Raw genomic sequence first — 22185 nt, forward strand, 5'->3', positions numbered from 1 at the left:
TTTCGCTCAATTCTTGTGGTTGCGATATCTCTCTGATCAGGGATTCTTCGAAACGGTCACAGTTGGTTTCAGATAGTTTTCGCGCATTCAATGGCACATTAATGGCACAGATTTCCGTGGCGGAGGTAGGAATCGGCTTCGCGAAGAGAGCGGTTTTCGATGCCTGCGGGTGTCAGCCATTCAGGCGATCGAGCACTTCCGTCGGCGTGAATTCGTAGCCAGTGGCGTTGGGGCCCGCCCAGTTCAGGCCCACCAGCAAGCCGTCGCGCTCGAGCCCAGGCAGCCACCGATCCACAAACTCACCGCGGCCCAATTCGCGCGGTTGGAACTGCGCGTAAGCCGGAACGGTCGCGATGATTCGCTCGACCCGTGAGAGCCGGGACCAGAACGGCATCGATCGGCGACCGTCTACTCCTTCGGGTGCGGGGAAGCCGCCGTCGTCCTCAACGGTCCACACCGATCCGTCGCCGCCCACCTCGCGGAAGAATGCACTCGCCTGCGTAGCGCTCGTCGTCACGGACTGAAAGTAGCGCACCCCTGCCGCGTCGTCCTACTGCCGGAGCTCAGCAAGTGTTTGAATCGCACTATGGCCGAAGTGGACGCGATTCGGCTCCGCGAGGCGTTCGGTGCGGATATCGGGTGCCTTCCTGACGGACTTGTCGTCAACTCCACCGCAGATGACTGGCCGGAAGTGCTCCGTGCGCTGAGCTCAGCTGGCTGGACCCCGGTCTGGGACGACCACGTGGTTGTTCTTCCCGACCACCTCGGACAGTCGGCGCGCGAATACGAGACATTCGCAATCAATCCAGGGGAGGACCTTCACATTCGTTTCTTCCCAACGACCGAGGTCCTCTTCGACATCGATCTCCGCGAACTCAAAAACCAGGCATCGGTGGACTTGCTCTGCGATGTCATTCGCCGAGTCGGAGGACACCTGGCCAAAGACGTCCTGATCTCGCAGGAGGGAGATTGGGAACAGGTCGTCGTTCGGTACGACTCCGCAGCAGACCGCTTCATAATCACCGCATCGGCGTGAGATGGCGGAGTACCTGCTCCCATTCCGGCGCATATCCTCCAACCGCGTCGAGGCGGATTGGCTTTGCGCCCCTGAGCAACTACGTTCCTGAACGTGACGATGAAGTGGCTCACCCGTGAATGGGCTTCAGGCGGGCTCGATGACGACGAGGCGGACGAGCGTTGGGAGAGCTACCTGGCGCACAATGACGAAGTGCTTCCGCGACTGGGTAGTGGTGCAGAGCGATTGGTCCGGGACATCAATCTGCATGACGCACAAATCCATGCCTTCGATCACAGGGCGGACAACGTCCTCGTGGTTCGTGCCCTCATTGGTGACCTGCAGGTCGGCTATGAGTTCATCGAGCTGTCATTTCTTGAATCGCAACTCCGCCTCGAACCTGGATCAACCCTCGAATCACTGCGGCTGCTGGAGGACGAGACCGAGATCGCCTACGACGAGGTTGACGTCGAAGCCAGTGGGCGTTTCGTGCACCGCGTGCTCCTCTGGCCGCGCGGCGAGTACGAAGTGGTCTTCACAAGTCTCTCCGAGCGCCGGGAGCCAGCGGCCCAAAGCTCCCGTCGCTGATTCATCTCTGAGACCTTGCGCGCCGAAGGCTCGGAGTAACGGCAAACCACGCTCGCAGGGGGGCGAGCACCGATCTGCATCATTCGCTGGGTTCTCTGGGATCGGGAGTGCTCGTCATCGGCGAGAGGTCACGCCCGCACCAAAAGCGTTGGAAGTGCACGCTCACCAGTTGAGCGCGGGCCGATCCAGCACAGGTTACGCTCGGCGGATGGCACTGAAGCTCGAGGTCCGCGGAAGTCGTTCTCTCGATTTCCCTAGTTATGACCGCGCAGCCGAGATCTCACACCTGCGCGTTGTCGAATGCCGATTTGAGCGGTGGGACACGATCGGCGATCTGCACAACCTCGTCTCGCTTGAAGTGTTCGGCTGGCTCGCACCTTCATTCGATGCGCTGCGGCCGTTGGAGCAGCTTGAGCAGCTGCGCATCCACCACATGCCGAACGTGGCGAACCTCACGGCGCTGAGAAGTTTGCGGTCACTTCGGCGGCTGATCCTTGAGACGAGACCGAGCTGGGATGGCAGCAAGGTCACGCAGGTCGAGTCGCTTGAACCACTTCGCCTTCTCGCGCTCGAGGAGATCAACATGTTCGGTGTGCGGCCCGTATCGAAGGCAGTCGATGACCTCCTGGCGATCCCGACGCTCGAGAGGGCGCGCCTGTCCAAGTTCGCCTCTCGGGAAATCAAACGGATCAATGCCGTCGTCCCAAATGAATGGGTTGCGTGGCAGGAGCCAACGTGGGAGGTCCTCGAGGAGGTAGCTACCAATGGAGGTCCGCGCTCACAGAGCGTCACCATTTGGTCGCGGCGGATCGAGGCAAGCGCGGCGACCTGATTACCAGGCCAGCCCACTGAAGGATCCTCATCGGCTCAGCCCGTATTCAGGCGTCATCCGAGGCACGGTGCCGGCAGCGAGCCCGCGCACTGACTCCCGCGCAGCCGCCGCAGCATTCGTGAGCCCGTGATCAGCGCGGTCGCGTTCTGTCGCAAGTACGAACTGTTCGCAAGCCTCCTCGGCATCCGCCGCCGCAACGAGATGCACGCGGTTCAGGCTCCGCCCACGCGTCATCCCCACATAGACGCACGCCGCCCCCGTTGCATCGCCAACCGCCGTGTGTGACTCGTCCACCGTCGACCCCTGCACCCCGTGGGCGGTCACTGCGTACGCGAGATGGGTATGCTCAGCGACGTACCCGGCAGGCAGTCGCACTGATCTCGGCCGATGGTCAGCGGCACGCTCCGTCGCCCACACCGCGCCGTCCTCGTCGACGCTCTGAACGACCCACACCTGCCGATTCGCGACCCGCACGCCCGAGTCGTTCCGCCGAGTCTGAACTACATCCCCGCGCCCAATGCTCAGCCCATCGCTCCCGGTCACCGTGCGGTTGTCATCGACGTCCCTGGCGCGCACCCGCTCCTCGCGGATCCGCGCGTTCAACTCGCGCGCCTCGTCGTTCGTCGCAACGGTCATCGCGCAGCCCTCGCGCCATTCGCTCGCAAGTGCCTCGAGCTGCGCATCCGGGCTCTCATGAATCGCAACGAGACCGAGCGCGCACAGCCGATCGAAGACCGCCTCCGGATGATCGCCGCTCCGCATCTGCACGGTGAGCGCGGCGTACGCGGGGTCGACGAATCGGTGCACGGCCGTCATGCGATGCGCGCGGGGGAGCAGCTGCGCGGCCATGTCGAGCACACCGCCGCGGCCGACCGCGGCGAGCTGCGCGCGGTCGCCGACGAGGGCGACGCCGGCGAGGTGCTCGTTGGCGATGGTCAACACCGCGACCGCGGTGTCCTGGTCGAGCATGCCCGCCTCGTCGACGACGATCCGTTCGCCCAGCGTGAGCCGAGCGGATGCCGCGGGGCCGACGTACGCGGCATCCGTATCGGGGTCGTGGTCGCCGAGGGCGAGCCGCGTCCACACGCCGTCGCGATCCCACCGCCACCCGTGCTCGTGCACGAGCTTGGCGACGCTGTCGGCCGCAACCCCGAGCTCCTGGTGCACAACGTCGGCCGCCTTCTTCGTCGGCGTGACCACGCGGGTCTTGCGACCCTGCATCGCCGCCGCCCTGATCGCGGCGGCGAGCATCGTCGTCTTGCCCGCACCGGCCACACCCTCCACGACGACGAGCGATTGAGTGGATGCCACGGCCGCAGCCGCGCGCGCCTGTGCCGGGTCGAGTCGGAGTCGCCGTGCGATGCGCGACAGGTCGGGCGCGCGTACCTGCGGCCGCTCGGCCCGAGCCGTGAGCAGATCGCGCAGCCGGGTCTCGACGGCGATGACGTGCACGCTCGTCAGGTGCGCGACGTGCTCAGGTCGCGGCCCATCGGGCGGCAGCACTGACAGGCAGTTCTCCTCGCCGAGCTCCGTGGCGAGCGTGACGAACTCGTGCAGCGGCGTCGGGTCAGCAAGCACGCCGGCCTCGGTGATGAGGTGCGATACGTGCTCCTGGATGTCGTGCACCGTCCACGTCGACGCGGCGGCCGCGCATCGATCGAGCGCGCGGGACGCGACATCCTGCACGCTCAGCTCATCGAGCGCGACGGCCCGTTGCGCCGGCACGCGTTTGAGATCAGGTCGATAGCCGGATGCCTCGAGCTCGCGTCGCCACGCATCCTCGCTGCCGAGCTGGGCCGGCTTCTTGTGCGGCCGCTCGTGATCCCACGACATCGCGGTCAGACGCGACATCGCGGCGGGCCCTGGTTCCTGGTGCGGATGCTCCGCACGCCACTCCTTCTCAAACTGCGCCAGGTTGCGCGCGACCTGCTCGGCACGCTTGCTCATCGCCGCGTTGAACGGCTGCAGTTCGGTGACCTCGGCCGTCACTGGATCGAGCGTGAGGCCGTGCGCGTCGAGGGTGGCCGCGAGCTGCGGGTGCGCCGCGATCACCGCGGTGCCGAGCGCGCGGATGGCACCTTGCTGCCGGAACAGCGCGGCCGTGTCGAGACCTCGCCACGCGGCATCCGCCCACACCCGCGTGCCGATCTGGAAGTGGATGTGCCGGTGCGGGTCGCCGGCCCGCGAGGTCTTGTGCGAGACCGCGACTGTCTCGAGTTGCTCGACCGGCACCACCCGCTGCGCGCCTCGCGGGCCGACTCGCGTGACCGAGTGCTGGCCGAGCCAGACGCGGATCTCGGCGACCGCGTCGCGCTGCGCAGCATCGAGGGCATCGGATACCTCGGGGTGAAGCGCTGCGGCGATCGACAGCGACTTCGGCGCGTTGACGACCATCTCGGCGAACCGCGGAGATCCGTGGCGGGCGTCGCCGGCGTGGCGGGGCGTGCCCATCGACTCGCCGGTGAGCGGGTTGATCCAGTCGACCCACTGGGCGTACTGGTCGGGAGTGAGTGCGCCCTCGCCGATCAGGTCGCCGTTGCCGTCGACGACGGCGAACTCAGCCAGCGCCGTGCCGCCCTCGAGGTAGTAGTCGTCGGCGCGGGAGCGATCGGACTCGAGGTACCGGCGCGCGTCGGCTCCGGAACCTCGGTACAGGATCACTCCACCACGCATCGCCTTCCTCCGAGCTAGCTCAGGTTCTTGCAACTACCTACGGTAGCATACGTCCATTCAGGTTTGAGGCATGAGGGCATGATTCCACTTGGGTGGGCGACGACGAGGTGACCAATGTGGCGTCTTCGAAGGGCAGTGCCCCTGTATCCGTCAGGTCGGCTGGCGCTGCAGTAGCTGAATCCCGCCGGTGGTTCCTCGATCACCGCTGGTGAGGTCCGTCTTCGTGAGGCAGCCGGTGAGCAGCAACGGCGAGTCGAGACGAACAGCAGCTGCGACGAGTGGAGCGGGCGCGGTGAGCGCTTGGGTTCGGGTCGGTGGGCGTTCCATCGCCTGCTGGTCGATGCCGACCGCGCCCGCGAGGGCACCGGCACTGCTCCCTAGGTCACGTCGCCCTTGCGTGGGCGATCGAAAGCGGCTCGCACCTGGTCGAAGACCTCCTCGATCACGTAACCGGGGTGCACCTCGATGAGTGCGCAGCCGTTGTCTTCGCAGAGGCGGCGCTTGGTTCGATCGCGATCCTGCTGGCGGCTGAATGCTTCTTCACCTCCGAAGAAGCCCACCGGCTTCGAGTGCTGGGCACCTTGGTACTCGACGCCGACCAGGCGATGCGGGAACCCGATGTCGAGAGATTGCTGACCGAGCCACCATGGTCGCCACTGATGGACGACCTTCTCGTCGGGAAACGCTCGCTGGAGCTCACGAAGCAGCGCCGTCTCGGATACCCAGCCTTCGCCGACCCCGGGGAGCCCATCCGCGCGGCGCTGGGCGTTCTCGGCATCGCGCAGGAGTTGGCGACACTTCGCCGTGACGAGGAACTCGCGCGGATCGTTCACGCCCCAGGCCGCCGGCCAGTGGATCTCGCGTGTGATTTCGGGGTATCCGCCGAACGCGGAAAGGGCTCGCGGCGTGAACTCGGGCGGCCGCGAAGCCGACAGGATCGCTCGAACCTGCTCACCGTTGAAGCGCTCGGTCACGTCGTCTTCGACAGAGAGTGCGACGTCTTCGACGGATGCGTCGACGTTCAGCCTCCGCCAGAACTCGTCGAGGACGCTGAGTCCGTGTTCGGCATGGAACGCATCGAGTGCAGCGTCGAGCCTGTCGAGGATCCCTTGGCCGCGACCGTTTGAGCTTCGCGCGGGCAGACGATCGCTCCAGAAGAAGATGTCGATCGAGGTCAGCGGCGGGTATCCCAGGTGCTCGGCAAGCGCCAGGTGAAGATTCATCCGACGGGTCTGTGGGAACGCCGAATAACCTGCTGCGAAGTTCCCCTCGAGGAAGTAGGTGGCCGCAGTGACATCCATTGGAAAGGACAGTCCGCCGCTGTCGCGGTATGTGTCCGCCAGACGCCGGATCTCGCTCAAGGCGCTCGTTTCTGCCTCGATCGTGTCTGCGAGCTCGTGGAGCAACACCGTGGCGTAGCCGGACTGGCCGTCGACGTCGACAGGATCCCCGCTCATGAACCCCGGTTGGAAGTCGCGCACGTAGAACGAGCGTTGCAGCCTGTTCATCTCCGGGCGTTCGCCGAGTCGGCCTAGGAGGTCGAACTTCGGTACTCGGCGCTCGGCGACACGGAGTGAACCCGGCGCAGGCGGCGTTGCTGGTGCCGGTGCGGGTGTGGTCGTCTCTGCGGTCATCCGGCCATCATGGCATCGAGCTGGATGCCTGTTCGGTCAACCCTCTGCCGCTGGTCATCTCGTTGACAGCAATCTGGTGCGCGGGCAGTCTGATCGTTCACGAGAAGGAGTGTGTATGGGCTACAAGGTCGTCATGAAGTACTCGGATGGGTCCACCGAGGAAGAGGACGAAGTCTTCGAGACTGAAGAGGAGGCCAACGCCTACGGCGAGGACCAGGTCGGCAACTACAGCACAGGCGGCGAGATCCTGCATCTGTCCAACCCGGGTGACTACCCCGATGACGATGATGAGGCGGACTTCGAAGTCATCGAGATCGACGACTAGGTCAAGGCGACGACGAGATCCACGAGAAGACCCCCGAGGCGATGCTGCCTCGGGGGCCTCTATTTTCGTGCTCGGCGGCACGCTTAGCGCTGTAGCGTGTCCCAGTCAGCGACTGCGCTCTCCGCAGCGTGGAAGAACTCCGGGTCTGCTCCCACCTCGTGCAGGATGAGGAGCAGATCCGCGCCGTTGGTCGCGACGCGGTGGTCGCCGGCCTCGACACCCATCAGGTAGTCGGCCGCGACATTCTCGCGGGTCGCGAACTCGCCGCGCGCACCCGAGGGATCACGCTGCGCGATCAGCCACTCGTGGAAGGGGCTGGTCTTCAGCTCTGCGTACGGGTCTGCGCCTGCCCAGCGAGCAGGCGCGGCGCTCCTCGGGCTTCCCGCACCAGGCTGGTCGAGCACGTGACGGAGGTGCTGGAACCCCGGTGGGCGGTGATGGTGAGCCTTCGGCACAGACCCGCCACGGCCGAGGGTCTTCTGCACGTACAGGTACTCGAACGCGGGAAGCGCGATGACCACGTCCGGGCTCGTGGCATCGAACGACGGCGCCATCGGAAGCCCCAGCACAGCAGCTGCGCAGATGAGCTGACCGTTCGTGACGTAGCCGTACACGGGCTCGAGGAACTTCTCGGCGATCTCCTTCAGGCCGTGGCTGCCGTGCCATGGGTCATCGCGATCCGGCAGTTCGTCGATCGCCGGCGGGTTCAGGCTCTCGATCGGCGTGAACATGCGCAGCATCTCCGCGCAGAGCACCACCGTGAGGAATCCATCGGCGCCCGAGACCGGCAGCGGCTGGGTGGAGTGCATGCCGCCTGCACCCAGGAGCGGGTCCCCGGTGCTGCTGGTGCCGCCGATGACCGGATGGTCCTCGAGGATGGCGATGAGTGCTCGTGCACTGATTCTGTCGCCGAGGATTCCCTGAGCGAGCGGGTGCTCCATCATGCGAAGGCACGTGGTGTAGCTCAGGCTCGTGAAGCGGCTCCATGCGCGAGCGTCGCGTTTGATGTCGGTTATGACGCCGAGGGTGCTGTTAACGTTGGTCATCTTCTCTGTTCTCCGGGCTTCGCAGTACTCCCACGCCTGATTGCGAACCCTGGAATCAGAGTGTGAACTCGATCGTCAGATCCTGCGCTTCTGGATCACCATGGTTGTCCTCGGCGCCGGAACCGCGTGGAGTTCTGACTCGGAGAAGGGCCGACCAGACTGCCCTGAGGACAAATTCTAATTGACCGGGCCTCCGCTGTCCGGGCACTCCTTCGAAAAGCTAGTGGTCTCAACCGATCAACGCACCACCTCGCGGCATGACGATGGGGAGGTACCAGCGCGGGTTTCTCAAGCGTTGAGGAAGACGAGCTGTGGTCGCGTTGGCGGGCGGGTGACTCGATCCGGTTGATCGCTCGTGTTCTGGGGTGCACGCCCTCTCGCGTCCAGCATCATCTCGCGCGAGTCGGTGGGGTCCGCCCAGCTGATCGTCATCCTGCGGAGGCGCACTTGAACGCGATCGAGCGCGAGGAAGTGTCCCGGGGCATAGCTGCCGGTAAGTCCGCTCGCGTTATTGCCGGTGCCCTGGCCGTTCGCCGTCGACGATCCCGCGTGAGATTCGACGCAATGGCCGCCGTGACGCGTACTGGGCGGCCGCAGACCGCCGCCGCGGAGCGGGCTCGCAGGCCGAAGCCGACCCGGCTCGCCAGTGATCCGGCGCTGTCGGCCGTAGTGACGGAACGCGGCCCTGATCTCCGCGGCGAGATCGATATTGGGACCCACGAGCACTGCGCCCGCTGCCGGTCTAAAATTCATCCGCTGCACGCCTGGATCTCATCCGGAGCCTGTGGATGCCGAGGCGGTAGAACGCCACTCAGGTCGCGGCGACTGGTCCTTCGCTGGAGGAATCCGAGAGAACAGAGAAGTCCAGCGTCTCTGACGATTTCATGAGTCTGTAGGTGTATTCGATGTCAGACATCACGCTCAACTCGATGGAAGCCACCTCGGCGGTCGCGGCAGGTAGCACTGCCTTGGCAAGGGCGACTATCCATGTCTCCCATAGGGCGACGACCGCGGCGTCATTCTCGGCCTCGATGTTCTTTAGGATGAGGTGAGACACGCGCTCCAAGGCGATGGTCGCGGGCATCTCGCCATTTTTCAGGTCTGTGACGGTGCCCACGCCCCATCTCCACGACGAGTCGCGGGCGTCAGCGGCAGGAAGATACTCCTCGGGGACGACTGCCGTGATGCTGATGTCTCGACCAGCTGACTCCCAGTCCAGACAGGAGATGCGGAACTCGTCGACTAGCCGGAGAACGGTCGCCAGCGAAGTGCTCTTCTCGTACCACTCAGCGATCTTCTTCTTCATCTTGCTGAGCGAGTCGTGAACCGCGTCGGGGAAGGCGAACCGATGCAATCCGCGACCGATACGGGCAGATAGCCGGTCAGCAGCTTCACCGCTTCGTTCCTGGACCGCATGAGTCAGAACCGCAGCACCGTCAAGGACGGCCCGAGGAACGGAGAGGACGCGTTCCAGATCAGCAACGTGGTTTGGTTGTGCGCCAACCGGGATCAACAAGGGCTTGGCGCCTTTGCGAACCGCCGACATCACTGCTGCTGTCACCTCGGCGACTGGCGCTACCAGGACACGCTCGCGATCTTGGACCAAGTCACAGGTCTGACTCATCAGGACTACACCGTGCGGCGTCTCCACCTGCTCGGGGTCCTCATCGTCACCGACCCAGTAGCTGAGATGATCGAGCGCGACGGTGTCGCCCTGCGCGGCCGCGCTCCAATTCAGCGGCTCCCCCAGGCCGCCCCTGTCCGGGCTCACAGGCCCAAACGTTCCTCAACCGGAACGCCGAACTTGATCTTTTGCGGCGCGTCCGCCTTGGCTGCGAACTGCTTGAAGATGCTGGGGCCCTTTGAGGAGTCGAGAAGGATCTTGCGCCGTTCTTCCGGAGAGTCTGCGGAGAGCGAGAACACCAGCATCTCCAGCTCGCGCAATCTTTCCTCGTGCGCCGGAGCTATCGCGGTGCCAGCCGCCCAGTTATGGATTGATCGCCTAGACACCCCCAGGAGCCGACCCAACTGATCCGCAGTCAGACCGGACTCCACCTTCAGGTTGGCCACGATCGCAGACAGGTCAGCGGCAGGGTCCGTCTTTACGGTGAAAGCGCCTGTGGCCGTACCGAGACCGGCCTGAAGCGCCTCGTCAGAAAAGATCATCCAGGCAGACTTCGCCACTTCGCGCGGCTCGTCGACCACAACAGACCACGGCGAGACGATCATTGCCAGCGACGCGGTGATGCTCAATCCGGTCGTAGTTATGCCGCTCATGAGTGACCATCCAGTCGCTGCTCCGCTTGCTCCTTGAGTACCAGCTTAAAGAAGTCGTAGGCCGTGTCGGCCAGGCGACCAGCGACTGCCTGGATCTGGCCGGTCGAGTAAACCATCTTCGTCTCTTGCGAGGCGTCCAGGTCGAGCACCCACGACTGAAGGGGCACAGGCTGAATAGATGGATCCATTGTTTCGTTCGGTCCGAGATAGCCAGACCGTACATGCAAAGTTACGTCTTCGGCCCTATAAATCGCTTGACTCAGCGTGTTTATGAGCTGCACCCCGTTCTCCCCCTCCAGCCCCGCCATTCCCAAGACGCGACGGTCGAAGATCTCAGGCAGTTCGGACATGAAGTCTGGCTCGGAAAGGCGGTTCACGTACCGAACACCCACGCGATCCGTCACCTGGATCTTCAGCACGCTGTGCAACAAGCCAACCACCTGATCGAGACGCTCAGCCAACTCGGAATAGCGGTAGTCCAGGTGAGGCGCGCAGTACAGACTCACAAACGTCTTCGTCAGTTGAACGACCCAAACGTCGTCGATGGAGCGCCACTGATACGTGGTTTCACCTCGAACGGGCTGGACACCGTCAGGGGTGATTTGGAATCCTTGATCAACGATCTCGTGGTACAGGGGGAAGTTGTCCAGGTGCTTCCCAAAGGTCAGCGCAAGCTCTTTGAAGTCCAGGGCGAGATGGCCGTGCTCGGGCCACCGGACCTGCACAAGGACGAGGGCTAGCGGCGCACGGGACATCTCCACACGGCGCTCGGAGTCGCCGGTAAACGGGCGGAAGCGCACTCTTTCGGTCATGCTTCACACCCTACTTCACACCCCCGACGATGAGCCAGGGGTAACCCGGGAGCAAACGTAGTGAGGCCGCCCAAGGTCCGCCACCAGACGGTGACCCTGAGGGCCGAACTACGGGCGAGTGGTGATCCGTAGATCGTGGCGGTCGCTTACCTCGCCCTTCATGATGCTCTGTTGAGGCGCGTCAGCCGCAACGGTCGGCGCCGTCTGGGATCGGGCAATCGGCGGTGTCAACACAGCTGGATGCGGTGTAGCTCGCGCTGGAGCGACCACCGAATGTGTGGGCGCCCGGCTCCATCGTGGAGCTACCCCGCCCGCCCTCGGCGCCCAGGTGGCAAGAGCCCGCGCTCGCGGGCTTTCGTGATCCAGCCTTGCGCGGTCGAGAGGGCGACAGCGTTGATCTGCGCCATCGTCGCGCTCGGGTTCGCGTCGCCCTGCTGCGTCAGCTGGCCGTGCTGCAGGGCGACCAGCTCGTAGAAGTCGGACACCTTCTTCGGGTCGCCGAGGGGCTTGAGCAGGTCGCGCTCGCTGACCTTCCGGCCTGAGGGCAGCACGATCTTGCCGCCGGTGATCGTCTCGGTGCGCTTCATCGCGAAGAGGCGCTTGTTGATCGCGGCCTCGATGCGGGCGGTCGGCAGCTCGCGCAGGAGCTGGCTCGTGATCGGGTCGCCCGGACGCCAGGGGAGGTAGATCACGCCGGTGATCCGGATCTCCTCGGGCACGGCGAAGAGCTGACGCTGCAGGCGGATCATCACGCGGGTGTGCGTGGCCTCGTGCTCGAGGTAGCGCCAGCGGCCGTCGATCGTCTCATTCTCGTCAGAGGTGCGCTGGCCTTCACCCTGCGAGTCGGTGGTGATGCTGTCGCCGTAGCCGAGCACGGCGTCGATCTGTGCGCTCGCATCGTCGTCGCGCTCACCGGGAAACCGGCTGGGCAGGTACCAGCCATCGGGCAGGTCTTCGGCGAGCAGCAGGCCGTCGTGCGACTGGTCGCCTGGGCGGTGCGGGGAGTCCGACATGCGACGAGTCTAGCCACACAACTCAGGTACTTGCCGAAACCCGCGACTTCGGGCATAATCTCAGGTACTTGCAAATAGCCGCGCGTGGGTCGGCATGCACGAGGTGCCAGCCGGCGGCCGATGAGTCGAGGGGGAGCGTCATGTCCGACACCGCTTGGAGGGTGGAGTACCTGAGCCGAGTCGAGGCGGCCGAGCGCTGCCGCATCCCGGTCTCGAGCTTCGACAAGCTGCGCCACGACGGGCTCATCCCCGAGCCCGACGCGCGCATGGGCAAGCACCTGCTCTGGAGCGCCGACACGATCGACGAGCTGCTCGCGCGGGGTGGAACGGAACTCTGATGGCCGGGCGGCCGACGAAGGACACCCCGTCTCGGGTCGATCCGCGCACGGGTCGGCCGCTGCCCGAGGGCATCCGCTGGCGCGCCGACCGTCAGCGCTACCAGATTCGCGTCGTCGGCCCGAGCGTCGAGGGCGGCGCCGCCGAACGCTCCCGCACGTTCTTGACTCTCGCCGAGGCGAAGCGCGAGCTCGCCAAGATGGTCGCCGGACGCAACCCGAACGGGTCGATGACACTCGACCAGTGGCACGACAAGTACTGGCCCGCGATCGCGTCCTCCATCCGCCCGGCAACGGCCCGCAGCTACGGCGTCGCCTGGCGGCTCCGCGTGAAGCCGAGCCTCGGCCGGCATCGGCTCGACGAGATCACCTCGCCCATGATCGAGTCGGCGATGGTCGCCTGGTCGGGCGGGGCATCCGCCAAGAACGACGCGCTCGCGGTGCTCTCCCGCCTCCTCGACGGCGCAAGGCGGTCGCGGTTCATCGACTACAATCCGGCCCGCGAGGTGAAGCGGCCGAGCATGCGCGAGTCGATCTCGCCGGTGTCGCGGGCGCTCACGCTCGAGCAGATCGCCACCCTGCTCGACCTCATTCCCGACGGCGTCTACCGCCGATACTTCGCCGCCCTCGTCTACACGGGCATGCGCGCCGGCGAGGCGACCGCGCTGCGCGTCGGCGACGTCGACTTCGGGCGCGGCGTCATCCGCGTCAGCCGGTCGCTGAGTCCGGGCGTGCGTGGCGAGCTCATCGAGCAGTCGCCCAAGAGCCACAAGTCGCGGGATGTCCCGCTGATCGACGCGCTGCGCCCGTACGCCGAAGCTGCGGCGCGCGGCAAGCGGGGGAGCGACCTGCTCTTCGACGGTCCCGACGGCGGGCGACTCACCAATCACAACGCACGTCGCGCGGTGGGCTGGGAAGAGCTGCGCGAGGCGATCGGCCGACCTGATCTGCGCATCCACGATCTGCGGCACACGTTCGCCACGATCCTGTTCGACGCCGGCGCCACGGCACCCGACGTGCAGGCGACCCTCGGCCACTCGAGCCTGCAGGTCACCGAGCGCTACTCGCGCGCTCGCGAAGGCGTCGCGATCCGAGCCGGTGCAGCACTGAACGATGCGCTCAAGAGAGCCGACGAAAACACAGATGCGAGCAGAACCAAGACCGGCACCAAGAGCCAAGCCAAGAGCACCGCCAAGGCCGCCCATCCAGAACCGGAAATGGCACAACGCCGAACCAGGCGAACCCTTAATGGCACATTAATGGCACAGCCTCACCGACCGCCTCGAGGGATGTCCCTCTGACACGAAAAAACCCCCGGCGAACCGGGGGTTTTGACTGTGGCTCCGACCGGCATCGATCCGGTGACCTTTCGATTTTCAGTCGAACGCTCTACCAACTGAGCTACAGAGCCTCGCGGCATCCTCGAAAAGATACCTCGATAAGGAGAAAGCCCCTTCTCTCGTAAGGGAAAGGGCTTGTCGCCTGAGCGACCCTGACGGGACTTGAACCCGCGACCTCCGCCGTGACAGGGCGGCACGCTAACCAACTGCGCCACAGGGCCTCGATGTGAGTGAACACTGCGTGATTTCTCACTGAGACTATTCAATTGTAACTTGCCGTATTCAGTGACCCCAACGGGATTCGAACCCGTGCTGCCGCCGTGAAAGGGCGGTGTCCTAGGCCACTAAACGATGGGGCCGGAGGTCTTGCCTGGGGCATGACCGCCGACAGCCAAGCATACGTGCTGATTCGCGAGAGTGCAAAACGAGCGATCGGATGCCTCGTGGCGGCCCCGTTCGCGACCACGTCGGGCCCTCGTCGACGACCCTGCGGGCGCCCGCGGCATCCTCGGACATGCCCGCCAAATCCCCGGAATCGGCACGGCCCGTGCCTATCGTGAAGGCTGCCAGGGCCTGGAATTCGCCTGCGCCTGGAATCGAGAGAGCGAGGAGCGCGGGGAACCCGAGGCCCGCGTGGACGGGGAACCATGATCCGCACCACAGCACGAACGAGCGCAGCGCGACGGCTGCTGGCCGGCGCCCTGCTCGCCGCGGTCGCCGTCGTCGGAGCGGTCGCCGCACCGCAGTCGGCGTCGGCCGCCGACTATCCGACGTGGGACGAGGTCGAGCAGGCGAAGGCCGACACCGCGGCGGGTGCCGCGGCGGTCGAGGAGATCACGGGACTCATCGGGCAGCTCGAGGCGAACGTGGCCGAGACCCGCGCCGAGGCCGAGCGGCGCACCGACGACCTCCTGGTCGCGCAGCAGAAGTACGACGACGCGGTGACGAAGGCGAACCGCATCCAGGCCGAGGCCGACGCGTCGAAGAAGGAGGCCGACGACGCCGAGCGCAACGCCGGGCAGGTGGCCGCGCAGCTCTACCGCAGCGGCGCGGGCGACCTCAGCGTGAACCTCTTCCTCGAGGCCGGCGACGCGAAGTCGACCGACGCGCTGCTCGCGAAGCTCGGCAGCATGAACCAGATGGTCGAGCGCTCGAGCGAGGTGTACCGCCTCGCTCAAGAGAAGCAGAACGCCGCCGCCGCGCTCGGAGACCAGGCCGAGGTCGCGAAGGCCGAGCGCGAAAAGCTCCGCATCGCCGCGGAGGAGGCGCTGCGCGCCGCGCAGGAGGCGCAGGCGCAGGCCGAGGCCGCGCTCGCCGAGTCGCAGGCGAAGAAGACCGAGCTCGAGGCGCAGCTCAAGTTCTTGAAGGACGCCGAGGCGAAGACCACGAAGGCCTACGAAGAGGGCGAGCGCAAGCGCAAGGAAGAAGAGGAGCGCCGGCGCAAGGAGGAGGAGCGTAAGCGGCGCGAGGCCATCGAGAACGGCAACTCGGGCGGCGTCGCGAGCTCGGGCTGGGCGCTGCCGGCGTCGGGCTGGATCTCGGGCGACTACGGACCGCGCGAGGTGATCTGCTCGGGCGGGTACTGCTCGAACTCGTTCCACTACGCGACCGACCTCGCGACGGGCTGCTGGGCGCCCATCTACGCCGCCAACAGCGGCGTCGTCACCTACGCGGGCTGGTCGGGCAGCTACGGCAACTTCGTGAAGATCGACCACGGCGGCGGCATCTCGACCGGGTACGCGCACATCGTCGACGGCGGCCTGCTCGTCGGCTACGGCCAGTGGGTGTCGTCGGGGCAGCAGATCGCGTGGACCGGCACCACCGGGGCGTCGACCGGCTGCCACCTGCACTTCGAGGTCTACGACGGCTGGAACCGCATCGATCCCGTGCCGTTCATGGCGGCGAGGGGCGTCTACCTTGGCTGAGCAGCGCACCGGCCCGATCTCGCGGAACTCCGCGGCCGCCTTCTCGGCGGCCGTCGCGGTCGGTGCGGTCACGGCGTCGATCGGCCTCGTCGGGCCGCCGGCGGCCGCCGAACCCGACTACCCGTCGTGGGCCGAGATCGAGCAGGCCAAGCAGAACGAATCGACCAAGCAGGCCGAGATCGATCGGCTCGGCGGCCTCATCGCCGGCTTGCAGGCGACGGCGGATGCCGCGATCGAAGCCTCGATGAAGGCCGACGAGGCCTACCGCCAGGCCGTCGACGCCCGCGACGCGGCGCTCGCGCGCGAGACCACGCTCGCCCGCCAGGCCGACGAGGCCGAGGCGGTCGCCGAGATCTCGAAGATGCGCGCCGGGCTCATCGCCGCGCATCTCGCCCGCTCGGGCGGCGGCGACCTCACGAGCGAGCTCATGTTCGCCCCCGACCGCGCCGACGACCTGCTGCACCAGCTCGGCACGGCCGCGAAGATCGGCGAGCAGGCGCAGGGGCTCTACGAGCAGGCGCGGGCCGACCGCAACTCGGCCGACTCGCTGCGCGCACAGGCCGAGCAGGCCGCCGACGAGCGCGAACGGCTCGCGGGCGTCGCCGAGGCACGTGCCGACGAGGCGCGCTCGGCCGCCGACGCCGCGACGGCCGCCGTCGCCGACGCCGAGCGGCGCTCGGTCGAGCTCTACGCCCAGCTCGCCTCGCTCAAGGACACGACCGCCGAGCTCGAGCGTGAGCGCGTCGAGGGCCAGGCGCGCGAGGCGGCGCAGGCCGCCCTCGAAGAGCAGGAGCGCAAGGAGCGCGAGGAGCGCGAGCGGCAGCAGCGCGAGCAGGACGCGCGCGATGACGCGGCGTCCGGCGGTGGCGACTCCGGCAGTGCGCCCGCGCCGGCTCCCGCGCCCGCGCCGGCACCGCCGCCGGCTCCGGCTCCGCCGAACAGCGGCGCGGTCGAGTCGGCCATCTGGTTCGCGAGCCAGCAGCTCGGCGAGCGCTACGTGCTCGGCGGTGCGGGGCCCGACGTGTGGGACTGCTCGGGCCTCACGAAGGCCGCGTACGCGTACGCGGGCATCGGCATCGGCACGCACTCGGCGACGAACCAGTACTACACGCTCGCGGCGCGCGGCAAGGCGGTGCCGCTCGGCAGCATCCAGCGTGGCGACCTGCTGTTCTGGGGGTACGGCGGCGACTACTACCACGTCGCCATCTACCTCGGCGGCGGCCGCATCCTCGAGGCGCCCCGCGAGGGCGTGCCGGTGCGCGAGTACTTCATCTGGGGCAGCCCCTCGGCGGCGGCGCGGCCCGCGGGCTGACGTCTGCCGTGGGTTGAGGAGCGACGAAGGAGCGTCTCGAAACCCGGTGACGCGAGGAGGTTTCGAGACGTCGCTGCGCTCCTCCTCAACCCGCATGGTGCACGAAAGGGGGCGAGCCGATGGCTCGCCCCCTTTCGAATGCGGCGCTCAGTGGCCGGGGAAGGCCTCGATCGCCTTCTGGATGAGCGCCTCGGCCTCGGCCGCGTTCGCCCAGCCCTCGGTCTTGACCCACTTGCCGGGCTCGAGGTCCTTGTAGTGCTCGAAGAAGTGCTCGATCTCCTTCTTCGTGTACTCGGGGATGGAGTCGACGTCCTGGATGTGGTTCCAGCGCGGGTCGCCCGCGGGCACCGCGATGACCTTGGCGTCGCCGCCGCCGTCGTCGGTCATGTGGAAGACGCCGACCGGGCGCACCTTGACGCCGACGCCCGGGAACAGCGGGTACTCGAGCAGCACGAGCACGTCGAGCGGGTCGCCGTCGTCGCCGAGCGTGTTCTCGAAGAAGCCGTAGTCGGTCGGGTAGACGAACCCGGTGTAGAGCACGCGGTCGAGGAAGACCCGGCCGGTCTCGTGGTCGACCTCGTACTTGTTGCGGCTCCCCTTCGGGATCTCGATGACGGCGTTGTACTCGCCCATGTGGCTCTCCTGTTCTGGAAGTCTCGCCGGGCCCTCGGCACACGGCGGAATAAGGTTACCCCGATGACTTCCGACGAAGAGCTGGATGCCTCGAGCCCCCGCCGTCCGCGGTTGACCCCGCCGATCGCCGATACCCGCCGCGCGGTGCGCGCCGTCGTCGGTCGAGTAGCGACGAAGGAGGGTATCGAGACCACGTCGCAGGATCCGCTCGTGCTCGTCGCGCTCTCGGGCGGTGCCGACTCGCTCGCGCTCGCCGCGGCGACCGCGTTCGAGGCGCCGCGTGCGGGAGTGCGGGCGGGAGCGGTCGTCGTCGACCACGGGCTGCAGCCGGGTTCGGCGGATGCCGGGGAGCGAGCCGCACGCGCCGCTCGCGAGCTCGGGCTCGACCCCGTCGTCGTGCGACGCGTCGACGTGGCGGCGGGCGCCGGCCCCGAGGCATCCGCCCGCGAAGCCCGGTATGCCGCGCTCGACGAGGTCGCCCGCGAGACGGGCGCCGCGCTCGTGCTGCTCGGCCACACGCTCGACGACCAGGCCGAGACCGTGCTGCTCGGGCTCGCACGAGGGTCGGGGGCGGCGAGCCTCTCGGGCATGGCGCCGGTCGTCGGGCGGTACGCACGGCCGTTCCTCGGCATCCGCCGTGCGACGACGCGGCAGGCGTGCCTCGACGCCGGACTGGAGCCGTGGGACGACCCGCACAACCTCGACGCGGCGTACGCGCGGGTGCGGGTGCGCGAACGCGTGCTGCCCGTGCTCGAGGCCGAGCTCGGACCGGGCATCGCCGAGGCGCTCGCCCGCACCGCCGAGCAGCTGCGCGAGGACGAGGCGGCGTTCGACGAGCAGATCGAGGAGTTCATCGAGGAGATCTGCGAACCCGCCGAGGCGGGCATCGCCGTGTCGGCCGCCGCGCTCGCCGCGAACCCCGCAGCGCTCAGGCAGCGCATCATCCGGCACGTCGTCGCGAGCGAGTTCGGGGTGTCGCTCAGCCGGGTGCAGACGCTCGAGGTGGCGAGGCTCGTCACCGACTGGCACGGCCAGGGGCCGATCGACCTGCCCGGGGGAGCGCTCGCCACCCGCTCGGGCGCCCACGTCGTGTTCTCGACGACGGGGTCGACCGAGATCCTGCCGCACGATCACTGACCAGGTCGGTCGAGGAGCGAAGCGTATCGAGACCACTACCCGTCGGTCGAGTAGCGACGAAGGAGCGTATCGAGACCACGCGCCGCAGGCACGGGTGGTCTCGATACGTCGCTTCGCTCCTACTCGACCGACCGAGAGGGCCGCTCGCCTAGAATCGACGCATGGATGCGCGCGAGATTCAGGCCGACCTCACCGAGACCCTCGTCACCGAAGCCGAGATCCACGCGAAACTCGCCGAGCTCGCCCGCCGCATCGAAGCCGACTACGACGGCAAGGACCTGCTGCTCGTCGGCGTGCTGAAGGGCGCGGTCATGGTGATGGCCGACCTCGCGCGCGAGCTCAAGGCGCACGTCAACATGGACTGGATGGCGGTCTCGTCGTACGGCGCGGGCACGCAGTCGTCGGGCGTCGTGCGCATCCTGAAGGACCTCGACGCCGACCTCACCGGCCGCCACGTGCTCATCGTCGAGGACATCATCGACTCGGGCCTCACGCTCAGCTGGCTGCTCGGCAACCTCGAGTCGCGCGGCGCCGAGTCGGTCGAGATCTGCGCCCTGCTGCGCAAGCCCGACGCGGCGAAGGTCGAGGTCGACGTGAAGTACCTCGGCTTCGACATCCCGAACCAGTTCGTCGTCGGCTACGGCCTCGACTACGCCGAGCGCTACCGCAACCTGCGCGACGTGGCGATCCTCGCCCCGCACGTCTACAGCTGAGTGCAGCCGGAGCGGGGTCTCGATACGCTCCGCTACTCTCGACCACCCGGGTCGCCGGGGCATAGGGTCGACGCCATGGGCGACGGCCGCCGAAGCAGATTGCGCGACGCTGCCGCTGCCTTCGCCTCGAACGCCCGCAACCCCAACCTCCGCCGGGCCCAGCTGAGCTTCCTCGGCGCGTGGACGGCGGAGTGGGCGTTCACCGTCGCGCTCGGCATCGTCGCGTACCGCGACGGCGGTGCGGCCGCGCTCGGCCTCGTCGGCCTCTTGCGAATGGTGCCGTCGGCGATCTTCGCGCCGCTGCTCTCGCCGATCGCCGACCGGGGCCGGCGCGAGCGCGTGCTCATCCTCGTCTCGACGGTGCGCGGAGCGGCGACCGCCGGGGCGGCCGTCGTCGTCGCGATCGCGGGCCCGCCCGTCGTCGTCTACGTGCTCGCGATCGTCTCGACGATCGCGGCGACGCTCTACCGCCCGGCGCACTCGGCACTGCTGCCGTCGCTCTGCAGCACCGGCTACGAGCTCGCGAGCGCGAACATGGTGCGCGGCCTCCTCGACTCCGCCGCGACCCTCGTCGGTCCGCTCGTCGCCGCCGTGCTCCTGCAGTTCACGGGCGTCGACGTCGTGTTCGCGGTCGCGGCCGCCGCCTCGTTCGCCGCGGCGGGCCTGCTCGTCGGGATGCGCTACGAGGCGCCGCCGCGACCCTCGGCGCCTCCGCGGCGCAGCCTCGCCGCGGAGGCCGTCGAGGGGGTGAAGGCCGCCGCCTCGAACCGCGACCTCCTGCTCATCCTCGGGCTCGCCTCGGCGCAGGCGCTCACCCGCGGGGCGCTCACCGTGCTGTCGGTCGTCGTCGCGATCGAGCTGCTCGGCACCGGCGAGCCCGGCGTGGGAGCGCTCATGACGGCCGTCGGCGTCGGCGCCGTGATCGGCTCGCTCGCGGCATCCCTGCTCGTCGGCACCGCACGCCTCGGCGCCTGGTTCGCCGCCGGCGTCGCGCTGTGGGGGCTGCCGCTCGCGCTCATCGGGCTCGTGCCGCAGCAGGCGGCGGCGCTCGGCCTGCTCGCCTTCATCGGCGTCGGCAACTCGCTCATCGACCTCGCGGGCTTCACGCTCATCGGCCGGCTCGCCCCCGACGAGGTGCTCGCGCGCGTCTTCGGCGTGCTCGAGAGCGTCGTCGCCGTCTTCATCGGCATCGGCGCGGTGGTCGCGTCGACGCTCGTCGACCTCGCGGGCGTGCAGACCGCGCTCATCGCGATCGGCCTCGTCTGCCCCGTGCTCGCGGTGGTGTCGTGGCGAAGGCTCCGCCGGCTCGATCGCACCGTCGACGCCCTCGACGACGACGTCGCGCTGCTGCGCCGGGTGCCGATGTTCCGCACGCTGCCCCTGCCCGCCGTCGAACAGCTCGCCCGGGGGCTCGAGCCGCCCGTGCGGCTCGCCGGCGGCGAGACCGTCTTCAGGCAGGGCGAGGTGGGCGACCGCTACTACCTCATCGAGGCCGGCGCGGCCGAGGTGGTCGGCGACGGTCGCGCGGTCGCGACGCTCGAGGCCGGCGACGGCTTCGGCGAGATCGCCCTGCTGCGGCGCAGCCGGCGCGCGGCGACCGTCGTCGCCGACGGTCCGCTGACCATTCGGGCGCTCGCCTCCGACCGGTTCCTGCCGGTCGTGCTCGGCTACACGCCGAGCGCCCGGCAGGCGGCGGCCGACGTCGACGTGCGGCTCGAGCGGTTCGAACCGGCCGACGGCTCGGCCGCGCCCGGTCTTCCTCCGGTCGACGGGGCCTCGCCCGACGAGCCGCCCGAGACCCCCGATTCGCGGGGTTGAGGCCGCCGCCGATCGGTGCGAGCCTGAGCGGATGGAGTCCGGCCGAGCGGTGCTGCTGATCGCCGACATCGGCGGCTACACCGACTACATGAGCTCGCACCGGTTCAGCCTCGCCCACGCCGAGGTCAACACCGCGCGCATGCTCGAGAAGATGATCGACGCCGCACCCGGCTACGACCTCATCGAGATCGAGGGCGACGCCGCCTTCATCTCCCGGCCGGCCGACGGCCGCGACCCCGAGGCCGAGGTCGCCGACATCCTGCGCGTCGCCGTCGCGATGCACCGCGCCTTCCACCTCGAGCGGCAGAACGTCGCCGCGAACCTCTGCCCGTGCGCCGGCTGCAAGGAGGCCGCGGAGCTCAAGCTGAAGTTCGTCGCCCATGTCGGCGACGTGGCGACGCAGACGATCCGCGAGCGCATCAAGCTCGTCGGCATCGACGTCATCCATGTGCACCGCATGCTCAAGAACCCGGTCGCGATCCCCGAGTACGTGTTGCTCTCCGACGAGCTGCATGCGAGCGGCACGGGCGCACTGCCCGCGTCGGTGCACGAGATCTCGCAGGACCTCGAGGGCATCGGCACCGTGCGCGCCTACTTCGTCGACGTCGGCGACCTCGACGGCGAGCTCCCGCCGCTTCCGCCGCCGTCGGTGCGCGGACGGCTCGGCCGCACGTTCGCGGCGGCCGGACTCAGCATGCCCTACCTGCTCGGGATGCGGCGCACGCGACGGGATGCCGCGGCGCACTGAGAGCGCTGC

General features: G+C 67.7%; 21 protein-coding genes and 3 tRNA genes. 12 read left to right on the top strand and 12 right to left on the bottom strand.

All coding sequences use genetic code 11. From position 1 onward, the window contains the following. Positions 1-172 precede the first annotated feature (172 nt). Positions 173-517 carry a DUF2750 domain-containing protein gene (locus tag AC3RJ6_RS09615; RefSeq protein WP_491426834.1) on the bottom strand — a complete coding sequence of 115 codons (345 nt, stop codon included), beginning with the start codon at positions 515-517 and terminating at the stop codon, positions 173-175. 69 nt (positions 518-586) lie between these two features. Here AC3RJ6_RS09615 and AC3RJ6_RS09620 point away from each other — a divergent pair, with 69 nt between their 5' ends. The 3 genes from AC3RJ6_RS09620 to AC3RJ6_RS09630 all read left to right on the top strand — a co-directional run bounded on the left by AC3RJ6_RS09620 (position 587) and on the right by AC3RJ6_RS09630 (position 2435). After that, positions 587-1036: a hypothetical protein gene (locus AC3RJ6_RS09620; RefSeq protein ID WP_491426835.1), complete on the top strand. Its 450-nt coding sequence runs from the start codon at positions 587-589 to the stop codon at positions 1034-1036. 93 nt (positions 1037-1129) lie between these two features. Then, positions 1130-1603, top strand: a complete 474-nt coding sequence (locus AC3RJ6_RS09625; protein ID WP_491426836.1) for a hypothetical protein — start codon at positions 1130-1132, stop codon at positions 1601-1603. A gap of 208 nt (positions 1604-1811) precedes the next feature. Then, positions 1812-2435, top strand: a complete 624-nt coding sequence (locus AC3RJ6_RS09630; protein WP_491426838.1) for a hypothetical protein — start codon at positions 1812-1814, stop codon at positions 2433-2435. A gap of 27 nt (positions 2436-2462) precedes the next feature. Here AC3RJ6_RS09630 and mobF read toward each other — a convergent pair whose 3' ends face one another. Further along, on the bottom strand, positions 2463-5108 hold the full coding sequence (mobF, locus tag AC3RJ6_RS09635) for a MobF family relaxase (protein ID WP_491426839.1): 2646 nt from the start codon (positions 5106-5108) through the stop codon (positions 2463-2465). A 377-nt stretch (positions 5109-5485) separates the two neighbouring features. Beyond that, positions 5486-6742 carry a hypothetical protein gene (locus tag AC3RJ6_RS09640; protein ID WP_491426840.1) on the bottom strand — a complete coding sequence of 419 codons (1257 nt, stop codon included), beginning with the start codon at positions 6740-6742 and terminating at the stop codon, positions 5486-5488. 115 nt (positions 6743-6857) lie between these two features. On the opposite strand from AC3RJ6_RS09640, the gene AC3RJ6_RS09645 reads away from it, so the two are divergent. Next, the gene (locus tag AC3RJ6_RS09645) at positions 6858-7067 is read left to right on the top strand and encodes a hypothetical protein (protein ID WP_491426841.1); all 210 of its coding nucleotides are present in this window, start codon (positions 6858-6860) and stop codon (positions 7065-7067) included. Between the two features lie 83 nt (positions 7068-7150). Here the strand turns inward: AC3RJ6_RS09645 and AC3RJ6_RS09650 are convergent, their stop codons facing one another. The 5 genes from AC3RJ6_RS09650 to AC3RJ6_RS09670 all read right to left on the bottom strand — a co-directional run bounded on the left by AC3RJ6_RS09650 (position 7151) and on the right by AC3RJ6_RS09670 (position 12215). Further along, positions 7151-8113 (bottom strand): hypothetical protein, encoded by a 963-nt coding sequence (locus tag AC3RJ6_RS09650; RefSeq protein WP_491426843.1) that lies wholly within the window; start codon positions 8111-8113, stop codon positions 7151-7153. A gap of 811 nt (positions 8114-8924) precedes the next feature. Then, positions 8925-9884, bottom strand: coding sequence for a hypothetical protein (locus tag AC3RJ6_RS09655; protein WP_491426844.1), 960 nt, complete (start codon positions 9882-9884; stop codon positions 8925-8927). Then, entirely contained in the window at positions 9881-10366 is a 486-nt protein-coding gene (locus tag AC3RJ6_RS09660; RefSeq protein ID WP_491426846.1) for a helix-turn-helix domain-containing protein, read from the bottom strand. Before AC3RJ6_RS09660 ends, AC3RJ6_RS09655 begins: the two co-directional genes overlap by 4 nt. A 20-nt stretch (positions 10367-10386) precedes the next feature. Continuing rightward, a complete protein-coding gene (locus AC3RJ6_RS09665; protein WP_491426848.1) occupies positions 10387-11202 on the bottom strand; it encodes a TIGR04255 family protein in 816 nt (271 codons plus the stop codon). A 302-nt stretch (positions 11203-11504) separates the two neighbouring features. Then, positions 11505-12215, bottom strand: a complete 711-nt coding sequence (locus tag AC3RJ6_RS09670) for a hypothetical protein (RefSeq protein WP_491426849.1) — start codon at positions 12213-12215, stop codon at positions 11505-11507. A gap of 140 nt (positions 12216-12355) precedes the next feature. Between AC3RJ6_RS09670 and AC3RJ6_RS09675 the strand changes: the two genes are divergently transcribed. Both AC3RJ6_RS09675 and AC3RJ6_RS09680 read left to right on the top strand, forming a co-directional pair. Then, positions 12356-12553 carry a hypothetical protein gene (locus tag AC3RJ6_RS09675; RefSeq protein WP_491426850.1) on the top strand — a complete coding sequence of 66 codons (198 nt, stop codon included), beginning with the start codon at positions 12356-12358 and terminating at the stop codon, positions 12551-12553. After that, positions 12553-13851: a tyrosine-type recombinase/integrase gene (locus AC3RJ6_RS09680; protein ID WP_491426851.1), complete on the top strand. Its 1299-nt coding sequence runs from the start codon at positions 12553-12555 to the stop codon at positions 13849-13851. The genes AC3RJ6_RS09675 and AC3RJ6_RS09680 overlap by 1 nt, the downstream gene beginning before the upstream one ends. A gap of 37 nt (positions 13852-13888) precedes the next feature. Here the strand turns inward: AC3RJ6_RS09680 and AC3RJ6_RS09685 are convergent. The 3 genes from AC3RJ6_RS09685 to AC3RJ6_RS09695 all read right to left on the bottom strand — a co-directional run bounded on the left by AC3RJ6_RS09685 (position 13889) and on the right by AC3RJ6_RS09695 (position 14249). Further along, a tRNA-Phe gene (locus tag AC3RJ6_RS09685) sits at positions 13889-13961 on the bottom strand. Between the two features lie 76 nt (positions 13962-14037). Further along, a tRNA-Asp gene (locus AC3RJ6_RS09690) sits at positions 14038-14111 on the bottom strand. A gap of 65 nt (positions 14112-14176) precedes the next feature. Beyond that, positions 14177-14249: transfer RNA gene (locus AC3RJ6_RS09695), tRNA-Glu, on the bottom strand. 288 nt (positions 14250-14537) lie between these two features. Between AC3RJ6_RS09695 and AC3RJ6_RS09700 the strand changes: the two genes are divergently transcribed. Together AC3RJ6_RS09700 and AC3RJ6_RS09705 are read left to right on the top strand one after the other, a co-directional pair. Next, on the top strand, positions 14538-15815 hold the full coding sequence (locus tag AC3RJ6_RS09700) for a M23 family metallopeptidase (RefSeq protein WP_491426852.1): 1278 nt from the start codon (positions 14538-14540) through the stop codon (positions 15813-15815). Beyond that, positions 15808-17127 (top strand): C40 family peptidase, encoded by a 1320-nt coding sequence (locus tag AC3RJ6_RS09705; protein ID WP_491426853.1) that lies wholly within the window; start codon positions 15808-15810, stop codon positions 17125-17127. Before AC3RJ6_RS09700 ends, AC3RJ6_RS09705 begins: the two co-directional genes overlap by 8 nt. 147 nt (positions 17128-17274) lie before the next feature. Here AC3RJ6_RS09705 and ppa read toward each other — a convergent pair whose 3' ends face one another. Next, positions 17275-17760, bottom strand: coding sequence for an inorganic diphosphatase (ppa, locus tag AC3RJ6_RS09710; protein WP_491426854.1), 486 nt, complete (start codon positions 17758-17760; stop codon positions 17275-17277). A 63-nt stretch (positions 17761-17823) separates the two neighbouring features. Between ppa and tilS the strand changes: the two genes are divergently transcribed. From tilS to AC3RJ6_RS09730, 4 genes are all read left to right on the top strand, one after another. Continuing rightward, the gene (gene tilS, locus AC3RJ6_RS09715) at positions 17824-18897 is read left to right on the top strand and encodes a tRNA lysidine(34) synthetase TilS (RefSeq protein ID WP_491426855.1); all 1074 of its coding nucleotides are present in this window, start codon (positions 17824-17826) and stop codon (positions 18895-18897) included. Between the two features lie 161 nt (positions 18898-19058). Next, the gene (gene hpt / locus AC3RJ6_RS09720; RefSeq protein WP_491426856.1) at positions 19059-19610 is read left to right on the top strand and encodes a hypoxanthine phosphoribosyltransferase; all 552 of its coding nucleotides are present in this window, start codon (positions 19059-19061) and stop codon (positions 19608-19610) included. A 75-nt stretch (positions 19611-19685) separates the two neighbouring features. Further along, a complete protein-coding gene (locus tag AC3RJ6_RS09725) occupies positions 19686-21428 on the top strand; it encodes an MFS transporter (RefSeq protein ID WP_491426857.1) in 1743 nt (580 codons plus the stop codon). 31 nt (positions 21429-21459) lie between these two features. Then, positions 21460-22176 (top strand): DUF2652 domain-containing protein, encoded by a 717-nt coding sequence (locus AC3RJ6_RS09730; protein ID WP_491426858.1) that lies wholly within the window; start codon positions 21460-21462, stop codon positions 22174-22176. Positions 22177-22185: the final 9 nt, after the last annotated feature.

This window comes from Agromyces cucurbitae (assembly GCF_058349945.1).